16 protein-coding genes are annotated in these 18637 nt (G+C 34.4%); 3 read left to right on the forward strand and 13 right to left on the reverse strand.

All coding sequences use genetic code 11. From position 1 onward, the window contains the following. Nucleotides 1-4: 4 nt before the first annotated feature. Complete coding sequence (locus RB618_RS09725) at nt 5-2344, reverse strand: GH92 family glycosyl hydrolase (protein WP_308068564.1); 2340 nt, start codon at nt 2342-2344, stop codon at nt 5-7. 136 nt (nt 2345-2480) lie between these two features. Here RB618_RS09725 and RB618_RS09730 point away from each other — a divergent pair, with 136 nt between their 5' ends. Then, nucleotides 2481-3104, forward strand: a complete 624-nt coding sequence (locus RB618_RS09730) for a M949_RS01915 family surface polysaccharide biosynthesis protein (protein ID WP_308068565.1) — start codon at nt 2481-2483, stop codon at nt 3102-3104. Nucleotides 3105-3218: 114 nt separating this feature from the next. On the opposite strand, the gene RB618_RS09735 is transcribed toward RB618_RS09730, so the two are convergent. From RB618_RS09735 to RB618_RS09780, 10 genes are all read right to left on the reverse strand, one after another. Next, nucleotides 3219-3575 carry a hypothetical protein gene (locus RB618_RS09735; protein WP_111378699.1) on the reverse strand — a complete coding sequence of 119 codons (357 nt, stop codon included), beginning with the start codon at nt 3573-3575 and terminating at the stop codon, nt 3219-3221. 159 nt (nt 3576-3734) lie between these two features. After that, nucleotides 3735-4913 (reverse strand): AIR synthase related protein, encoded by a 1179-nt coding sequence (locus tag RB618_RS09740; protein WP_308068566.1) that lies wholly within the window; start codon nt 4911-4913, stop codon nt 3735-3737. A 154-nt stretch (nt 4914-5067) separates the two neighbouring features. Continuing rightward, nucleotides 5068-6552: a carboxypeptidase regulatory-like domain-containing protein gene (locus RB618_RS09745; protein WP_308068567.1), complete on the reverse strand. Its 1485-nt coding sequence runs from the start codon at nt 6550-6552 to the stop codon at nt 5068-5070. Between the two features lie 56 nt (nt 6553-6608). Next, on the reverse strand, nt 6609-7970 hold the full coding sequence (locus RB618_RS09750; RefSeq protein ID WP_308068568.1) for a CsgG/HfaB family protein: 1362 nt from the start codon (nt 7968-7970) through the stop codon (nt 6609-6611). Between the two features lies 1 nt (nt 7971). Then, entirely contained in the window at nt 7972-8376 is a 405-nt protein-coding gene (locus RB618_RS09755; protein WP_308068569.1) for a curli assembly protein CsgF, read from the reverse strand. A 17-nt stretch (nt 8377-8393) separates the two neighbouring features. Beyond that, nucleotides 8394-8720, reverse strand: coding sequence for a CsgE family curli-type amyloid fiber assembly protein (locus RB618_RS09760; RefSeq protein WP_308068582.1), 327 nt, complete (start codon nt 8718-8720; stop codon nt 8394-8396). Then, nucleotides 8720-9124 (reverse strand): curli-like amyloid fiber formation chaperone CsgH, encoded by a 405-nt coding sequence (gene csgH / locus RB618_RS09765; RefSeq protein WP_308068570.1) that lies wholly within the window; start codon nt 9122-9124, stop codon nt 8720-8722. Before csgH ends, RB618_RS09760 begins: the two co-directional genes overlap by 1 nt. A gap of 4 nt (nt 9125-9128) precedes the next feature. Next, on the reverse strand, nt 9129-9650 hold the full coding sequence (locus RB618_RS09770; protein ID WP_308068571.1) for a hypothetical protein: 522 nt from the start codon (nt 9648-9650) through the stop codon (nt 9129-9131). Between the two features lie 68 nt (nt 9651-9718). Further along, on the reverse strand, nt 9719-10564 hold the full coding sequence (locus tag RB618_RS09775) for a hypothetical protein (protein ID WP_308068572.1): 846 nt from the start codon (nt 10562-10564) through the stop codon (nt 9719-9721). Between the two features lie 419 nt (nt 10565-10983). Then, nucleotides 10984-13173, reverse strand: coding sequence for a glutamine synthetase III (locus RB618_RS09780; protein ID WP_308068573.1), 2190 nt, complete (start codon nt 13171-13173; stop codon nt 10984-10986). A gap of 429 nt (nt 13174-13602) precedes the next feature. Between RB618_RS09780 and RB618_RS09785 the strand changes: the two genes are divergently transcribed. Together RB618_RS09785 and RB618_RS09790 are read left to right on the forward strand one after the other, a co-directional pair. Beyond that, entirely contained in the window at nt 13603-14619 is a 1017-nt protein-coding gene (locus RB618_RS09785) for a glutamine synthetase beta-grasp domain-containing protein (protein WP_308068574.1), read from the forward strand. A 217-nt stretch (nt 14620-14836) separates the two neighbouring features. Continuing rightward, a complete protein-coding gene (locus tag RB618_RS09790) occupies nt 14837-15808 on the forward strand; it encodes a TerC family protein (RefSeq protein ID WP_308068575.1) in 972 nt (323 codons plus the stop codon). 81 nt (nt 15809-15889) lie between these two features. Here the strand turns inward: RB618_RS09790 and RB618_RS09795 are convergent, their stop codons facing one another. Further along, nucleotides 15890-16411, reverse strand: a complete 522-nt coding sequence (locus tag RB618_RS09795) for a hypothetical protein (RefSeq protein WP_308068576.1) — start codon at nt 16409-16411, stop codon at nt 15890-15892. A 219-nt stretch (nt 16412-16630) separates the two neighbouring features. Then, the coding region (locus RB618_RS09800; RefSeq protein WP_308068577.1) for a T9SS type A sorting domain-containing protein at nt 16631-18637 on the reverse strand (2007 nt) is incomplete at its 5' end.

The following is an 18637-nucleotide window of genomic DNA, read 5'->3' on the forward strand; positions in this document are numbered from 1 at the left end:
GAAATTAATTACCAATAAAATTCTTTTTATTCGGTTTACTGCTCATGTAAAATGTAATTTTCCCACCATTCATAACATCTGCATGTTTTAAGAAAGGCTTAGAAAGTTCTTTTCCATTCAATAAAACTTTGCTCACAAAAACATTTTTATCAGATTGATTTATCGTTTCGACTTCAAACGTTTTACCGTTTTCTAAATTCAAAGTAGCCTTTTTCAGTAACGGACTTCCTAAAGCATATTCGTCAGAACCTGGAGCAACTGGATAAAATCCTAAACTGCTGAAAATATACCAAGCGCTCATTTGTCCGAAATCGTCATTTCCGCCTAACCCATCAGCACCATTTCTGTACATTTTTTTCAAGATCATTCTAATTTTATCTTGCGCTTTCCAAGGTGAATCTGTCCAATTGTATAAATACACAACATGGTGCGAAGGCTCATTTCCGTGAACATAATTCCCTATGATTCCATCTCTTGTAATATCCTCTGTTTTTTCAAAATATTTGTCTGGAAGATGCATGTTGAATAATGAATCTAAACGAACTTTAAACTTTTCATTTCCGCCCATCAATTGAATTATATTGGCAGGATCTTGCGGAACGTATAAACTATAATTCCATGAATTTCCTTCTATAAAACCTTGGCCGTGCGTGTCTAGTGGATCGAATTCTTTCTTAAATGTTCCGTCATTCAATTTCGGACGCATAAAACCTGTTTTTTCATCATAGACATTTTTATAATTTTTCGATCTATTGATGAATTCATTATAAATATCTGTTTTTCCCAATTTCTTTGCCGCTTGCGCAATTGCCCAGTCGTCATACGCATATTCTAAAGTTTTAGAAACCGAAGCTCCACTTTTGTCTTCTGGAACATATCCTTTATTCATATAAAATTCTAGACCATCATAATACGGCACTTTTGCAGTATTTACGCAAGCTTGAAGCGCTTTTTCGGCATCAAAACTAATATTGCCTTTTACAATTGCATCTGCTACAACCGAAACCGAATGATATCCAATCATACACCAATTCTCATTGGCATAATGCGACCAAATTGGAAGCATTTTATGAACACTCTGATCTGAATGCGCCAGCATGGAACTCACCATATCTCCATTTCTTTTGGGCTGTACAATATTAAATAGCGGGTGCAAAGCACGATACGTATCCCAAAGCGAGTAACTGGTATAATTGGTAAAGTTTTCGGCTTTATGAACATTCATATCCAGACCCTTATAATTTCCGTCTAAATCCATGTATTCGGTTGGTCCCAAAAATGCATGATACATTGCAGTATAAAAATTAACCAAATCTTCCTTTTGAATGGTTTCAACCTGAATTTTATTCAATTCTTTATTCCAAACTTCCTGACTTTGTTTTTTCACTTTTTCAAAATCCCAATCTGGCGTTTCTTTTTTCATATTTTCTAATGCGCCAGCAGAACTCACAGGTGACAAAGCCATTTTAATTTTGATTTTTTCACCTTCATTCGTATCAAAATCAAAGAATAATTTTAAGTTTTGTCCTGCCATTTCCGGAAAGTTTTTCGTTTGATCGAATCTTCCCCAAAAACCTCTATAAACACTTTTTTCCTGAGCAGCTTGTCCGTAACTTTTAATGGGTTTATTGAATGACATTGCAAAATAAACTGTTCGGGTTCTTGCCCAGCCATTTGTCTGGCGATATCCAGTTATCAAAGTGTCATTTTCTACACGAACAAATGTCCAAACATTCTTTTTATCATAATTGTAAATTCCTGAAGTTAAATCCAAAATGATGTGTGCTTCATCAGATTTTGGAAAAGTGTATTGATGCATTCCAACACGAGTTGTTGCCGTCACTTCTGCTTTTATTTTATGATCTTCTAGAAAAACGCTGTAATAGGCTGGTTCTGCTTTTTCTGTCGAATGCGAAAATGCCGATCTATAACCTGATAATGGTCTTGATGCCACACCAGGGTTTAATTGCAGTTTGCCAGTTGTTGGCATAATCAAGAAATCGCCTAAATCTGAATGTCCAGTCCCACTGAAATGGGTATGGCTGAAACCAACAATAGTTTTATCTTCATACTGATAACCAGCACAGTATTTATAGACTTCTCCGTTATATTTTCCGTTTAAACTATAAGCAATTGTATCAGTTTCTGGACTTAATTGTACACTCCCAAAAGGAACTGTTGCTCCGGGATAAGTATGTCCCATTTTTGCTGTTCCAATCATTGGATCAACATATTGAATTAGGTTTCGATTTTGCTCCGCTTTTTTTTGTCCATTTATAGTGTCAGAAAAAAGCACTAAAACCATTATGCTGAAAAGAAATTTGACATAGTTTATCTTAGTCATATTGTAGTTTTTTGTTGAAATATTTGCTGCCGTTTTAATTTAGAAAAGTACAACAAAATCTATTTTTAAAAAACATAAATTTAGCAAGACTCAAAAGGTTTAAATATCTTTGGTATACTAAAAGCCGAACCAAAACATGAAAAAATATATTTTAGTTTTACTTTCTTTTTATTCGTCGTTTATTTTTTCTCAAAAAATTGAAAGTCGTAGGTTAACGAAACAGGAAATTGCGCAACGAGAACTCGAAAATCTAACTGATTTTCCTATTTATAGAGCATTTGAGTTTAGTGATAAAGGCGGTGTGTATGAATTGGTTTTGGGCGAAAATCAAAAAACAATCTCTAAAAAAGATACTTTAAATACAAAAATACAAGCAGTTTGTGTGATTAATGATCATGGCGGATTTTTAGATCAATGGAAAATTAATGATTTGCTTGAAGATACTCTCCCGAAAGAAACAAAAATCTGGTTCTGGACAAAATATTGCAGCACAAAAGATATTGATGGCGACGGTTACATTGAACCTGTTATTGTTTATGGAACTCGCAACGAAGATGGCTATATAAGACGCGTAAAAATTATTACGGTTTATAAAAAGAAAAAATATGTTATTCGCGCAGTTGAATGTGATTTCGATAATTGCAGAAGTCTTGAAAAGGATCAAAATTGGAACACGCTTCCGCAGAAAATAAAAACGTATATCAATCAATTGACTGAAAAAATGAGAAAAGAACAGAATGTGCTTTTGAAAAACGGATAAGATTTAATTGTAAATTGTTAATGGTGAATTATAAATTCCAATTTTTTAAATTCCAAATTCCAAAACTTTGTGGAAAAACTTGAAACCTGAAACTTGAAACTTCAAACAATAAAACTACTCGCTCATTTCATCGTAACGTTCCGGAACTTGCGGATCGTAAAGCGGACATTTGAATTCTTCCATGATATCAACTAATTTGTTCATGGTTTTTCCTTCTGTTCCGTAGCAGTCAATTTTTATGCTTTGCGGAGTGGTAATTACTTGAAAAGCGCCTTTCCCTTTTGGATTTTTCCAGCTGTTTTCATCTACTCTTTCCCAATCCGAAAAGACAGAATTGATTCTATTTACAATTACTTCAACTTGTAGTTCAGCCAGACCTTCAACTTCTTGTTTTTCAACAAGCGCTTCATAAACTTCCTGATTGTTCAGGTAAATTTCGTCTAGATATTTCCAAAAAAGTAATTCGTACATAGTTAAATATTTTTAAACCATATAAGTGATATAAGAAAATATAAATTCTTTCTGAATGAAATAAGCTGTCAAATCAAAATAAGGGCTTCGACTTCGCTCAGCCTGACAATCAAATCTGCCAGTTTAAACTGAACTTATATCACTTATATGGTTATTTTTTTAATAGTTGAATGTTCCGTATTCACTTGTTATGGTAAGTTTTTTAGCATCTGAAGCCTCTACTCTACCAACAATTTGTGCGTCTACATTGAATGATTTAGAAATTTCAATAATATCTTGTGCGATATTTTCTGGAACGTAAAGCTCCATTCTGTGACCGCAGTTGAAAACCTGATACATTTCTTTCCAATCTGTTTTTGATTGTTCTTGAATTAACTTGAACAATGGCGGTACTGGAAACAAATTGTCTTTTATAACGTGTAAATCTTTTACGAAATGTAAAATTTTAGTTTGTGCACCACCACTGCAATGCACCATTCCGTGAATATCTTCTGGAGTATATTTATCTAAAATTTTCTTGATAATTGGAGCGTAAGTTCTAGTTGGAGAAAGCACTAATTGTCCAGCGTTTATTGGACTATTTTCAACTTCATCAGTAAGATTAACTTGTCCCGAGTAAATTAATTCTTCAGGAACTGCTGCATCATAACTTTCAGGGTATTTTTTAGCTAAATATTTTCCGAAAACGTCATGACGTGCAGAAGTTAATCCGTTACTTCCCATTCCGCCGTTATAACTTTTCTCGTAAGTTGCCTGACCAAAAGAAGCCAAACCAACAATAACGTCTCCTGCTTTGATGTTTGCATTATCTACAACATCTGAACGTTTCATTCTAGCTGTTACTGTAGAATCTACAATAATTGTACGAACAACATCTCCAACATCGGCAGTTTCTCCTCCTGTTGAATGAATGGTAACGCCGAATGATTTTAATTCGTTGATTAATTCTTCTGTTCCGTTGATGATTGCAGAAATAACCTCAGCCGGAATTAAATTTTTATTTCTTCCAATAGTTGAAGAAAGCAGAATATTATCTGTTGCACCAACACACAATAAATCGTCAATATTCATGATTAAGGCATCTTGAGCGATTCCTTTCCAAACAGAAAGATCTCCAGTTTCTTTCCAATACATATACGCCAAAGATGACTTAGTTCCGGCTCCGTCAGCGTGCATGATGAGACAGTGCTCTGAATCTTGCGTTAAATAATCTGGAACAATTTTGCAGAATGCCTGCGGAAATAAACCTTTGTCAATATTTTTTATAGCGTTATGTACGTCTTCTTTTGATGCCGAAACACCTCTTTGTGCATATCTTTTGCTAGAATCTGAACTCATGAAAATTAGTTTGTGTTGATGTGCTGCAAAGATAATCCCTTTTTTTAATTCTTTGACTTATTCGATTATTTGATTCTAAAAAAAATCGGCAGAAAGTGCATTTCTGCCGATTTTCCGAAATAAAATTGGTTATCAAGCTCTTGACTCTTTATTTTTATTCCCAATCAGGCATCGATGTTCCTGTGAATAATGCAGTTCGCGAATTGGCAACTCCAATACCGCATTTTACAATGCTTTTTACAGAAATGCCATCATTTGAAGTATTCATAAAAATTAGCTCTGCTTCATTAGGAGAATATCGAACATCAAAATCATTTGTTCCTGCTATTTTTTCTGTAGCCAATTGGTATGAATTTCCGAGAAGAAAACTATACTCAAAAATTTTAGAATCCAGCTGACGGTAATTTGAACTCTCAAATCCCGACACATCTTTTGTGTAAACTAATTTCAAACCTGAAACAGAAAAATTCAAGCCACTAACGGCGCCAGGTTCCCCCGCCAATACAGGTGTCACAACAACACCCGATGGATTTATAACGTAAATCTCAACATTATAACCATTTATATCATTTACTTTTAGCGCTATTTTGCTTCCATCTGCGCTCCAATCACATTCAGAAATAAATTTCCCATTTGGCGTTTGGAATATTTTAGTTAATCCGCTTCCATCGCTTTTTACTCTGTATAGTTTATCAAAATTTGGATAAATAAATTCACTTCCGGAAGCATTCCAAGAGTATCCTAAATAATCTGCATTAAATCCTGCAATAGGAACAGAACTGGTTACTTTTTTTATGTCTGTCCCATCAAAATTCATCGTATAAATATCATTTTGCGAACCGCTTGTTCCTATAAATGCTATTTTTTGAGCCTGATTATTTCGTCTCGGACGCCAGTAATTCTTTTCAGAACTTGTCAATTGATATTGTTTTCCAGCATCGTCTGCCGTAAAAATCACGTTGTTTCCATTTATGTTTTTGACAAATAAATGTCGTGTTGCCGGAAATGCCACTGTAGAAAATGCACTTATTGTACTTAAAACAGCTGAATTTATTCCGTCAGATACCGAAACCTGCCAGTAATATTTGGCTCCGTACAATAAATTGGCAAGCGCTAGTTTTTTATCTTTTAGGTCTGAAAAAACAGCTATCTCACTATTTTTATCATTTCGCAGATTTACTGTATACGTCATTCCATCATTATCAGGATCAGTAACGGTCCAAGTGAGTTCTACATTTACAGGCTGATTTGAGCTATTATCTGCCGGAGTTGCCAAAACTGGAACTGTCGGTGGTTTATTATTTGCTGTCGATTTACTAAGTTCAAATACAATTTCAGAAGAATTATTTGCGGTTACGGTAGTCGCTTCAAATTTTGCTACAAAACCTTCCTTTTGAGCTTGAAAAGAATATTCGCCGACTTTCACATTCGAAACAGTAAATTTTCCTTCGGCATCTGTAAAAACGGTACTGCTTGTAGGACTTGACAATATTTTCACATTTTCCATTGGTTCAAAAGTCTCACTGCTGACTACTTTTCCCGTTACAGTTCCAAACTCAGATTCTCCAATTTTTTCTTCACTGCAGGAAACTAAAACCAATAAAAAAATTGCACTTATTAATTTATATAAATTCTTCATGATTAGCTTGCTTTAAGATTTTAACGTGTGTCTTCTATTTTCGAATTTTATAACCTCTATTTTTTCTTTTTACCGAAATAATACGTTAGTCCTAATCCGAATTTATAATAGTAATCATCACGTGTTCCTGCTACGATATAATCGATATTATCACTGAAATTGATATTTTGTTCGGCAAATAATTTCAGTCCTATCCTATCTGATGCCATATATTCTAATCCTGCACCATATTGAAATTTACCGTATGTATTTTCAAATTTGCTATTCATTCCGTATCCTCCGCCTACATACAAATAAGGAGTAAGCCGATCTTTTGGGAGAATAATCCATTCCATATTGAGATCATAAGTAATGTACCCAACATCTAGTAAATTTTTATTAGCGAGATTTACAACATTAGCAGAAGCACTAGCGGTAAAACTTGGAGAAATCATCCATTTTAAAGCACCACGCCCAAAAGGCCTCAACAGCGGATCTTGATAATCTCCGTCCATTAAAGTAGTTCCTCCAGAAAGTTCTATGGCAAATTTGCTTCTTCTGTTTTCCAAAACTCTATCATAAAGTCCTGTTACGTCTGCAGTTTTAGTTTCTTCAGCATAAGCTTTAAGCAAATTATCAACCTGCCATTTTGGTGCATCAGCTTCCCAAATATTATCTTTTATTCCTTCTAAAACTAATGATTCTACTGCCTTTTCTATGGCTTCAGTTACAGCCATATGCACAGGTTCGTTGGTTGTGTACCCTGTTTCTACTTCTAGAAGTCTTTTAAAATTTACATATCTAAAAAGGCTCTCATCAATTGCCTGAGATAAAATTGTTTTTGAGATATAAACTGATTTTAAAATTTTTCCATTGGATGTAGAAATCATTCTAAGATAAATCGTTACACGATCCTGACGATATTTTACAGAAGCTCCTGCTCCAAAATATCTAGCTCCGAATCCGCCTGTAATAATATTGGAATCATAGGAAACAATACCTCCTTCTAATAGAACTCCAGCATATAAAAGCGGCGTCAATTGAGGTTCGTTTGGATTTGCATTTTTGACATATTCCTGACGTGTGGCGCGAATAAGATTTCGTTCCTGCAATAAGTTCCCTATATTTTCACGCTCAATTGGTACAAACCATTTTGAATCTTCGAGTGCTTTTATCAAAATAGAAGTTGCACCTTGAGTAACAGCGGTACTAAAACTGCTTCCGTTTTCCTGAGGTTTATATTGTCCTGTCTGATCTCTGAATTTATATACCCCAACAACAACTTGCTCTTTTGGTTTTGGCAGATCTTTTAATAAAGAAGTCGCAGGCGTTCCCTCACCCAAAACAGCTTTCTGTACTCCTGTGGGTTGATTATAGTAAGCGCCGCAGCCTGTGAAAAGAAATCCAAATGCAATAAATAGGTAGTAATGAAAGCGCATGTTATTGATTTGGGATGATTACTTGGGTTTGTTCTCCTGTGTTGGTATCTAAGATATTAAGTGTTAATCCGTCTACTGATGGGTAAACATCTACCGAATAACTTCCGAAAGTATAGGAACCTTCCTTGATACCATCTGTGCCAAATTGCTGTTTATAAAGTTGACTTGAAATCTGACTTAGTAACTGTGAATTTAAATTGGCTTTAAATCGTTCTAAATCAGTTTGGGTTTTGGTTTCTGCTGTTTTATCCTTTTGCTTATTTTGCGCCTCAGCACTGCTTAAAAGCCATTGATAATTAAAAGTATCGCCGCCAAATGCAGGATTTACAGGTTTATAAACCAATGCTTGAGCATGTATAAATGGAGGTACAAGCAGAAAAACTGCAAGTGCTAGAATAAGTTTCATGTCTCTAATAATAAAAATTAATACTGAGTGAAATATTTGCGTTCTTTTTCTTTTTCTTTCAAATAGGTAAAAGTGGCATTTACAGCTTCTTCTGCAACTGCTTCTAAAAATTCGTCGTCTGGTCTGACCAAAAACTCATAAATAACCTCATTATCTATAGTGATAGATATGGCTGTATTCCTGGCAAAACTGTATTCTTCACCTATTGTTACTATTTTTTCGGCATTTATTCCAATATCATTGTATTTGTAATAATATCTGTCGTAAAAATCCTTTCCCATTTTTGTCTTGGTATCATCGGTAATAATACCTTTTAAAACAAATCCGTCAACAGGAAGAACTATTACATCATCTTTTTTTTTTCTTCACCCAAAACCACACGGTCTTTTGCTATGATCTGTTTGTCTTCATCATAAAACAAAAGCAAAACTATTACTTCGTCATCTGCTGTCAGATTAATTTGCGAAGTAGATAATTTCTGAATTTCGTTGGGCTGTAAAGTAAAAATGCCAACTTGATCATTATTAGACTGATTACTACTTTTATTATTATTTTTTATAACAGACAAACGATAAGCCGCACTCCGAATTACTTCTGTCAAGTTTTCGGCGGTACCCGTAATTTTTACGCTGTTTTCTACTCTTTCTATTTCAATTTTTGCCTTTATCTTATCTTGCGGAACTTGCCCGTAAATGAGAAAAGAAAAGAGCAATAAAAAGATTGTGATATGTCTGTTTATAAATTGCATGTTTTTATTTGTTTATTAGAATAACGGAAGCGCCATTTCCTGTCTGCGTAATTTTCATATTTTTTGACAGAGAATTGGTTCCTATATTTTGAACACTTTGATTATCCCCTTTTTGAATTATTTCCATATTTACATTATGATTAGTGTATAATGTAAAATCAGAAATTTTGTTATTGTCACCTTGCTGAATAACACTCTGAGTAATAGTTTTTGCATTTTTATCTAATGCAAGCGCATTATTATCGCCTTTTTGATCTACTGCAACCTTTGTATCATTTGATTTTAAAGATGCATATACCTTATTAAAATCACCTATCTGCTGTATCTGGACACCTGACTGAATTCTCGAATTTAACTCGTTTCGATCTTTTTTATCAAGGTGTGAAACAACGCTAAAGGCTTTCTCTTTTGAATTGAAAAGCGATGAGCTATAATTTTTAAATTGCGAACCTTCTTCTTTTTCCTGGGCATGAAATACAGGGCCATAAAAGAATAGCAATAGTAGATATACAATGAAAGTTTTCATCTCTAGAAATTTTAAATTAAAAAAATGTGATAACCGTTCTACGGCTATCACATTTTAATTTTATGCAATTAGTTGCTTTGAGTAACGCTAATTACGTTTGAATTTCCAAAAGAAAAATTAACACTGCTATGAGCTGATCCTGTTTGAGATACAGTAGCTTTGTTTAAGTTACCTATTTGCAATGTGTTCTCAGTTAACTTAGTACCATTTTGTGTTAAAGTAGCCTCGTTTTTGTCACCATATTGATAGTGATTTGATTTATTGCCATCTGATGCTGAAGTACCGTTAGGAGAAGTTTGGGTCTGAGTAGATTTGTTTTGAACACCACCTTGGCTTGCATAAGCTGTGTTATTATCTCCTTTTTGTGTTTGAGTCGCATCATTTTGGCTATGAGGAGCAAACGGAACATTTACACCAGCAACTTGCAATAATTGTGCACTTGTAAATGGTAAGCCAGTTGGTTTTTCGTTACCAGTTGTACCTTGGTCAATAGTAGCGGTATTCTTTTTACCAGTCTGCACTTGAGTTGCTTTATCCCATCCTCCTAATGCTGAATTTGGACCTGCAATTTGATCTTGCCAGATTGTTGCACTGTTTTGGTCTCCAGTCTGAGTTTGATAAGCTTTGTTGTCATGATTGCTCTGAGAAACAAATGCAGTATTGCCGTCTCCTTTTTGTTTAACATCTGCTAAATTGCTTTTAGCATTGTAACTTGCTGGCTGAATACCTTGATACACTTCAGATTTGTTTGAATCTCCTAACTGATCAATTTTAGAATCATTAGTTTGACCATTTTGGTTCACAATACCAGTGTCCGAATTACCTACTTGGTTTACTGATGATGTGTTACCTTGAGCAAAAGCTGCTACACCCACAAACAGCATCGCTGAGATGCTTAAAATTACTTTTTTCATAATAAATATATTTAATTGGTTATTAATACAACTTATTATGTAGGCGATATGCAGGTTTAAAAATTTGGGGAAGATAAGAAGGGGGACTTCATAACTTCATTCATCATATGAGAATAGACATCAAAATCTATTTTCTCAACCTCATGTCCAAAATTAGAAAACTTATCCATAAACCAATTCAGTATAAATACCTATTTTACAATAAGTTAACCTATTTTCGACGAAATGCAAAACTATCTCGACGAACTGCCTTTTGTGTAAGAAATTTTTATAAGAAAAAAGAGACTTATCACATTTTACTTACATTTGAAGTACTTGTAGAGGGCATAAAACAAAAATTATATAGGGATATTTTTACTATTTCGGCATAAAAAAACCTGTCTTTTTGAGACAGGTTTAAAAATTAGTTTTCTAGATTATTATTTCGTGAACAATAATTCTCTATATTTAGTCAATGTCCAGCTTTCGTCATCTACTAATAATTCTAATTTATCGCAGTGATTACGAATTTCATCAAAATAAGGTTTTACGTTATTGCAATACGCTTCCGCCATTTTTTGAGCATCTGTCAATTGATTGGCTTTCTTTCTTTCGTTTGTCATTGCCAATACTTTAGAATTGATTCCTTCAATATGGCCTGAAATTTCTCTAATTAAAACAATTTGCTCTTTGGCTAAAGCTTCAAAATCTTTTCCGAAAATTTCTTTTAGTCCTTTTACATTATCAATTAAAGTATTTTGATAACGAATTGCTGTCGGAATAACATGGTTTCTCGCAATATCACCTAAAACACGTCCTTCAATTTGGATTTTTTTAGTGTATTCTTCCAATTCAATTTCGTAACGTGCTTCAGCTTCAACATGATTAAAGATTCCTAATTGCTCAAATAAGTCTAACGCTTGTTTAGAAACTTTAGCTTTTATAGCTTCTGGAGTTGTTTTAAAATTGCTCAAACCTCTTTTTGCAGCTTCTTTTTCCCAAGCTTCGCTATAACCGTCTCCTTCAAAAAGAATCTTTTTAGATTGTTTGATGTATTCTCTTAAGACATTAAAGATCGCATCGTCTTTTTTCATGTCTTTATTTTCAATCAAATTCTCTACTTCGTTTTTAAAGTCAATTAACTGTTTTGCCACAATTGCATTTAAAGTTGTCATTGCATTTGAACAGTTTGAATTTGAGCCTACCGCTCTAAATTCAAATTTATTCCCTGTAAAGGCAAAAGGCGAAGTTCTGTTACGATCTGTATTATCAAGTAATACATCTGGAATTTTGCCAACAACATTCAATTTCAAATCTGTTTTTTCTTCTGGCGAAAGTTTTCCTGTTGTTACGCTTTCCAACTCAGATAAAACTTTTGTCAATTGAGCTCCAATAAATACCGACATAATCGCTGGCGGCGCTTCGTTTGCTCCTAACCTGTGGTCGTTACTTGCTGTTGCAATAGAAGCTCTTAACAAAGTTTCGTTATCGTTTACCGCTTTTATTGTATTAATAAAGAAAGTCAAAAACTGTAAATTGCTCATTGGCGTCTTGCTCGGACTCAACAAATTAACTCCTGTATCTGTAGCCAATGACCAGTTGTTGTGCTTTCCTGAACCATTTACTCCTTTAAATGGTTTTTCGTGAAATAACACTTTAAAATCATGACGCTCAGCCACTCTCTGCATTACATCCATTAATAAAGAGTTGTGGTCAACTGCTAAATTGGTTTCTTCAAAAATCGGAGCCAATTCAAACTGATTTGGTGCTACCTCATTGTGACGCGTTTTTACCGGAATACCTAATAACATACATTCCTGCTCTAAATCTCTCATATAAGTAAGAGCACGAGTTGGAATAGATCCGAAATAGTGATCGTCTAACTGCTGTCCTTTTGCAGATGTATGTCCTAATAATGTTCTTCCTGTCATCATTAAGTCAGGACGAGAATTTGCCAGCGCTTTATCAATCAAAAAATATTCTTGCTCCCATCCTAAAGTTGCTGTTACCTTTTTTACGTTTTTGTCAAAATATTTACAAACCTCTGTAGCCGCTTCATCAATAGCAGATAATGCTCTTAATAAAGGAATCTTATTATCTAAAGCTTCACCTGTATAAGCAATAAATACTGTCGGGATACATAAAGTTGTACCATATATAAAAGCAGGTGAAGTTGGATCCCAAGCCGTGTAACCTCTTGCTTCAAATGTATTTCTGATTCCCCCGTTCGGAAAACTAGATGCATCTGGCTCTTGCTGTACTAATTGCGCGCCGCCAAATTTTTCAACAGGATCGCTTCCATCATAAGAAATCTCAAAAAAAGCATCGTGCTTTTCTGCAGTAGTTCCTGTAAGAGGCTGAAACCAGTGTGTATAATGTGTCACACCTTTTGCCAAAGCCCATTCTTTCATTCCCATGGCAATATAATCGGCTAGCTTTCTGTCTATTTTTGTACCGTGCTGAATAGCATCTCTTACTCCTCTAAAAGCATCCGAAGTTAAATATTGCTTCATTGCTTTCTCATTAAACACATTTGAACCAAAAAGATTAGATTTTCGGCCAATTTCTTCAAAGTGCACCGGCTTTCTGTTAGAAGCTTCTTGTAAAGCTTGGAAACGTAATGTTGACATGGTTATATATATTTTAAATTCGTAATAATTTTCATTAAAAAATGATCAGCAAATATAAACAATTAAAAAACCTATTTGGAATATAAATTTTAGATTTTTGAAATAGAATTTCTCAATATAAAATGCTTTTTTCAAAGAATAATGAATTCAAATCACAGAAATATAACAAAACTGTACGACAATATTGATTAAATAAACATTTTTTCATAATTCCTTAACTCAGAAATTCAAAAATGTGCCGTAATTATTACGAATTTGTTTTTTAAAGGTTACCAAAATTGCTTTTTTTTAAATATACCCCTATCAAAATTATGCTTATCCAAAAAATTATACTTCATAAAACAAAATAGCCCCCTAATTTTTGGGACTGAAAAAATAAATCTATATTTGACCCAACGAAAAAAAACAAAAAAATTAATTTATATTATTATGGCTAAAATTAAGTTAGAGTACATTTGGTTAGACGGATATGAACCAACTCAAAATCTTAGAAGTAAAACTAAAGTTGAAGAGCACGAAAACTTCAAAGGAACATTAGAAGAACTTGGAAATTGGTCATTTGATGGTTCATCAACAAGACAAGCTGAAGGAGGATCTTCTGACTGTTTATTAGTTCCTGTTGCAATTTATCCAGATCCAACTCGTATCAACGGATGGTTAGTAATGTGCGAAGTTATGTACGCTGACGGAACACCACACCCTTCTAACGGTAGAGCTACAATTGATGATGATAATGATGATTTTTGGTTTGGTTTCGAACAAGAGTATTTCATCATGGATACTAAAACACAACTTCCACTTGGTTTCCCAGTTGGAGGATACCCTGCTCCACAAGGGATGTACTACTGTTCAGTAGGTGGAAAAAACACACACGGTAGAAAATTAGTTGAAGAGCACGCTGACTTATGTATCGCTGCTGGAATCAACTTTGAAGGAATCAACCAAGAGGTTGCTTGCGGACAATGGGAGTTCCAATTATTCGCTAAAGGAGCTAAAAAAGCTGGAGACGAAATCTGGGTTGCTCGTTACCTATTAGACCGTTTAACTGAGAAATATGGTTACTATATCGAATATCACCCAAAACCTCTAGGAGATACAGACTGGAATGGTTCTGGTATGCACGCTAACTTCTCTAACACAGTTCTTAGAACTTGTGGTTCTCAAGAAGTTTACGAAAAAATCTGCGAAGCTTTCCGTCCTGTTACTGCTGAACATATCGCGGTTTACGGAGCTTACAACGATCAGCGTTTAACTGGTAAACACGAAACTGCTTCTATCAACGATTTCTCTTATGGAGTTTCAGACAGAGGATGTTCTATCAGAATTCCTTTAATGACTGTTCAAAAAGGATGGAAAGGTTGGTTAGAAGACAGAAGACCAGCTTCAAACGGAGACCCTTACAAAATTGCTGCTAGAATTATCAAAACTGTTAACTCAGCAATATAATTTAAAGCTTACAATATATTCTAAAAAGTGCCATCATTTGTTTGATGGCACTTTTTTTTGAAACAATCTTCGCAAATTCAACTTTGTCAAAGTTTCAAACTTTGACAAAGTTCACTCATAATTCATAACTTATAATTTTAAAAGTAAGTTTCTGATAAATTTAATTTTTAAGTTAAACATCAAAACTTATCTTTGTAAATCATTAAAAAAAATCATTATGATAGTCTGGTCACTCTTTTTACTTGCTGTAGTTTTTATTCTTGCTTTAGATTTAGGTGTCTTTAATAAAACACCCCATATCATAAGCACTAAAGAAGCCAGCAAATGGACTTTGGTTTGGGTTACTTTATCTTTCCTTTTTTCGGGAGTAATTTATTGGCTGTACACCACAGATTATATCGCAAACCCAGATGATTTAAAACCATCAGTCGCTTCGATGAAATTTATAACAGGTTATTTGATCGAGCTTTCGCTGAGTGTCGACAACATCTTTGTTATTGCTATTATTTTTGCTTCATTCAAAATTCCTCAAAAATACCAGCACCGTGTTTTGTTCTGGGGAATCTTAGGGGCTATTGTTTTCCGCGGATTAATGATTTTCTTCGGAGTAATGCTAATCAATAAATTTGCTTGGACAACTTACGTATTTGGAGTTTTCTTAATATTTACTGCAATAAAAATGCTTTTTTCTGGCGAGGAAGAAGATTTTCACCCAAAAGATTCATTTGTTTACAAAACATTAGGTAAAATTATGCCAATTACATCTGAAATGGATGGGGAAAGATTTTTCATTTCAACCAAAACTGCAAAAAAAGCGGCGACTCCATTATTTGTAGCCTTAATTGTTATTGAAGTTATGGATGTTTTGTTTGCTGTAGATAGTGTTCCAGCGATTCTTGCTATCACCAAAGATCCATTTTTAGTATTCAGTTCGAACATTTTTGCTATTCTTGGTTTACGTTCTATGTATTTCTTCTTAGCAAATATGCTGGCAAAATTCAGTTATTTAGAATACAGTTTAGTAGCAATTTTAGCTTTTGTGGGATTAAAAATGCTTTTACACGATTTCTTCCATGTTCCAGAATGGGCTTCTTTAGGATTTATTGCTTTATCTCTTCTAGTAGGAATTTTAGTTTCTCTTAAATTTGGGCCAGAAAAGGTTTTAAATGATTCGTCAAGCGAAGAATAATTAGATACAAAACATATATTCATAAAAAAAAGGAAATCGTAAGATTTCCTTTTTTTTTATATTTTAAATCAACTTCAAAAATTAATTTACTTGTTTAACATTACTATCATCAATGTTATATTTTTTAATTACAGCATAGTAATCTGAATAATCTGGCTTATTAACAGATTTATTAGTGTTTACAGGATCATTACCTGGAACAACTACTATACGAAATTTTTGTCCAGTTCTTAAATCAGCGGGCACTTCATTTAATTCAAAACCTTGCAAATAAAGTTCATAATCAACTAGAGTAAAATTAAATTTGTATGTAAAAAATAAAGTCCCATCATTATAATAATGTGATTCTGGAATTTGCACCCAAACAGTACGTCCCGCACTTACTCCATCTGCTCTGTAAGCCAAAACTACATCACCTGGAAAAAGTGTAAAACCAAAAGATCTAACACCACCATTTCCATTGGCATCAAATGAAACATTATTTACATCAATAACTTCAGCAGCTACTGATTCCCCCGGAGGTCCCGGAGGCCCTTCTGGTCCTTCACAGCTAGAGAATGCAATTAAACCGATAACTGCAAATAAGGTAAGTATCTTTTTCATAATTATTTTTTTTAAGGATTATACTATAAAGGTATTCCAAAAATTAAACCAAAAAAAAGAAAAACATGATTTTCCCTCTATTTTTTTAAATCTCATTTCCTTTTACTAAATAATTATAGCCGTAAAATACTCGTAATTAAAGGATAAACAAAAAAAATAATTTTCAAAAAAAAAGCATCCGCTTTTAACGGATGCTTTAAATAAGATTTATAAATTAATTTAATTACCGGCAGAAATAACTTTTTTAGTGCTACTGCCTTTATTAGTCGTAATTTGTAAAATGTAAACTTGGAATTTACCTACGTAGAAATCAATATTAAAGTTATATTCTTTTCCTAAATAAGAATTTGTATCTGTTTCTGAAGATAACAATTTTCCAGATATATCAAACAATTCAATTTTAACATCGGTCGCATAATCAAAGTTATAACGAATGGTAATATAACTTTTGAATGGAACAGGATAAGCATCAAAACCAGGTTTTTTACTTTCTTTTGCACTGCTTTCCACTACAGTTGTTTCCTGAGTAGTAGGTGTCTGAGTAACTATTGATTGTTGAGTAGTTCCACAAGCAAGTGGCTGAATATTGTATCCTATTGCGATTCTACATTCATCAAATGCATTGTTTATCAAATCTACCAAGCTTGCAATATCAGAAAGAGAAAGTCCATAAGTGTTTCCGCCTCCTAATGCTTGATTAGCCAAGTTAAACAGACCACCGACAGTTTTATCGCCAGCTAGTTTACTAACCACATTGTTCGGAATAGTGTAATATTTGTATTCATTACTTACTGTTCCGTCAAGATTACAAGAGCGTACTTTTGGAGTTTTAGATCCGCAACCGCCTTCAGGTCGAGCAATTGCTAATACACCTGCCTGCAATTTGAATTTACTCAACTCACTATCAATACCTAAATTAAGTCCTAAAGTAATAGTTTGAGCCAATAAGGTATTATCAAGTTTCCCTTTTTTAAGGTATGACGCAGGCAATGCACTAATATGAGGATTTCCATTTGCTAGCACTTTACTTGCTCCCCCTCCTGGTAAAACCGCTATCACACCATTAATATCAGCCTGATTATTAGATACTAATACAGATTTACCAACTAAACCAATTGTCATTGTTCCGCCTGGATAAGCACTTAATGCTTTCGCAATAAGAGCTTTGGTTGTGTAAGATTGTCCTCCAACACAGGCCATACCTCCAACATTTCCGTAAGCACCTTGAGTATAAGTACAAATAGGAGTCGTACATGGAGTAATCAAAAATGTTGAAACTTTTTTAATCGTTTCACAATTGTTTGAAACAACATATTCTATAACTAATGCCGTTCCAATCTGAGGTTTCACAAATTGAGATAAATCTGTAGCCTGAACATTTCCAGCGCATCCTCCTGTGAATTTAAATCCAGCAATCCATGCTACAAATGCTGCATCTGCATCTTCACCACAAACAACTGTTTTATTTGGCGGACTTAAAACATTAAGCAAGTCAACTTTAGTAATGGTAAAGTCTCTGCTGATTGTAGTTTCGTAACATTTATCGGTCACTTTATAGGTAACTGTTGTTGTTCCTCCCTCGCACAATTTTGGCGCAACCGGACTGCCCTGGATAATTCCTTTAGCATCACAACCGCCACTTACCTTAAAGCCTGCTTTGAAAATTTCAAAAGCAGCATCTAATGCAGCCTGATCGGCATAGGCACAAGCAGAAGCGTTTACTGCTGCAGGAGCCTCTGGCGTTACGGCTGCAGGAGCGGTAATCGTGAAGTCTCTACTTATTGTAGTGGTGTAACATTTATCAGTGATCATATAACTTACACTAGTAGTTCCACCCTGACATAAGTTTGGCGCTACTGGATTACCTACAAATGCACCTTTTGCATCACAACCGCCACTTACACTAAATCCTTGTTTGAAGATTTCAAAAGCAATATTTATTGCAGCCTGATCGGCGTAAGCGCAAGCCGAGGCACTAAACGGATTCGGTGACACAGGAACTACAGCTGCTGGAGCGGTAATGGTGAAGTCTCTGCTGATGGTGGTCTCGTAGCATTTGTCGGTCACTTTATAGGTCACTGTCACTGTTCCTCCATCGCATAATTTTGGAGCTTCAGGATTTCCTTGGATCTCCCCTTTCGCATCGCATCCTCCGCTCACTTTAAAGCCTGATTTGAATGTCTCAAATGCGGCATCCAATGCGGCCTGATCGGCATAGGCGCACGC

The sequence above is a fragment of the Flavobacterium sp. LHD-85 genome (assembly GCF_030929595.1).
Taxonomy (GTDB): Bacteria; Bacteroidota; Bacteroidia; order Flavobacteriales; family Flavobacteriaceae; genus Flavobacterium.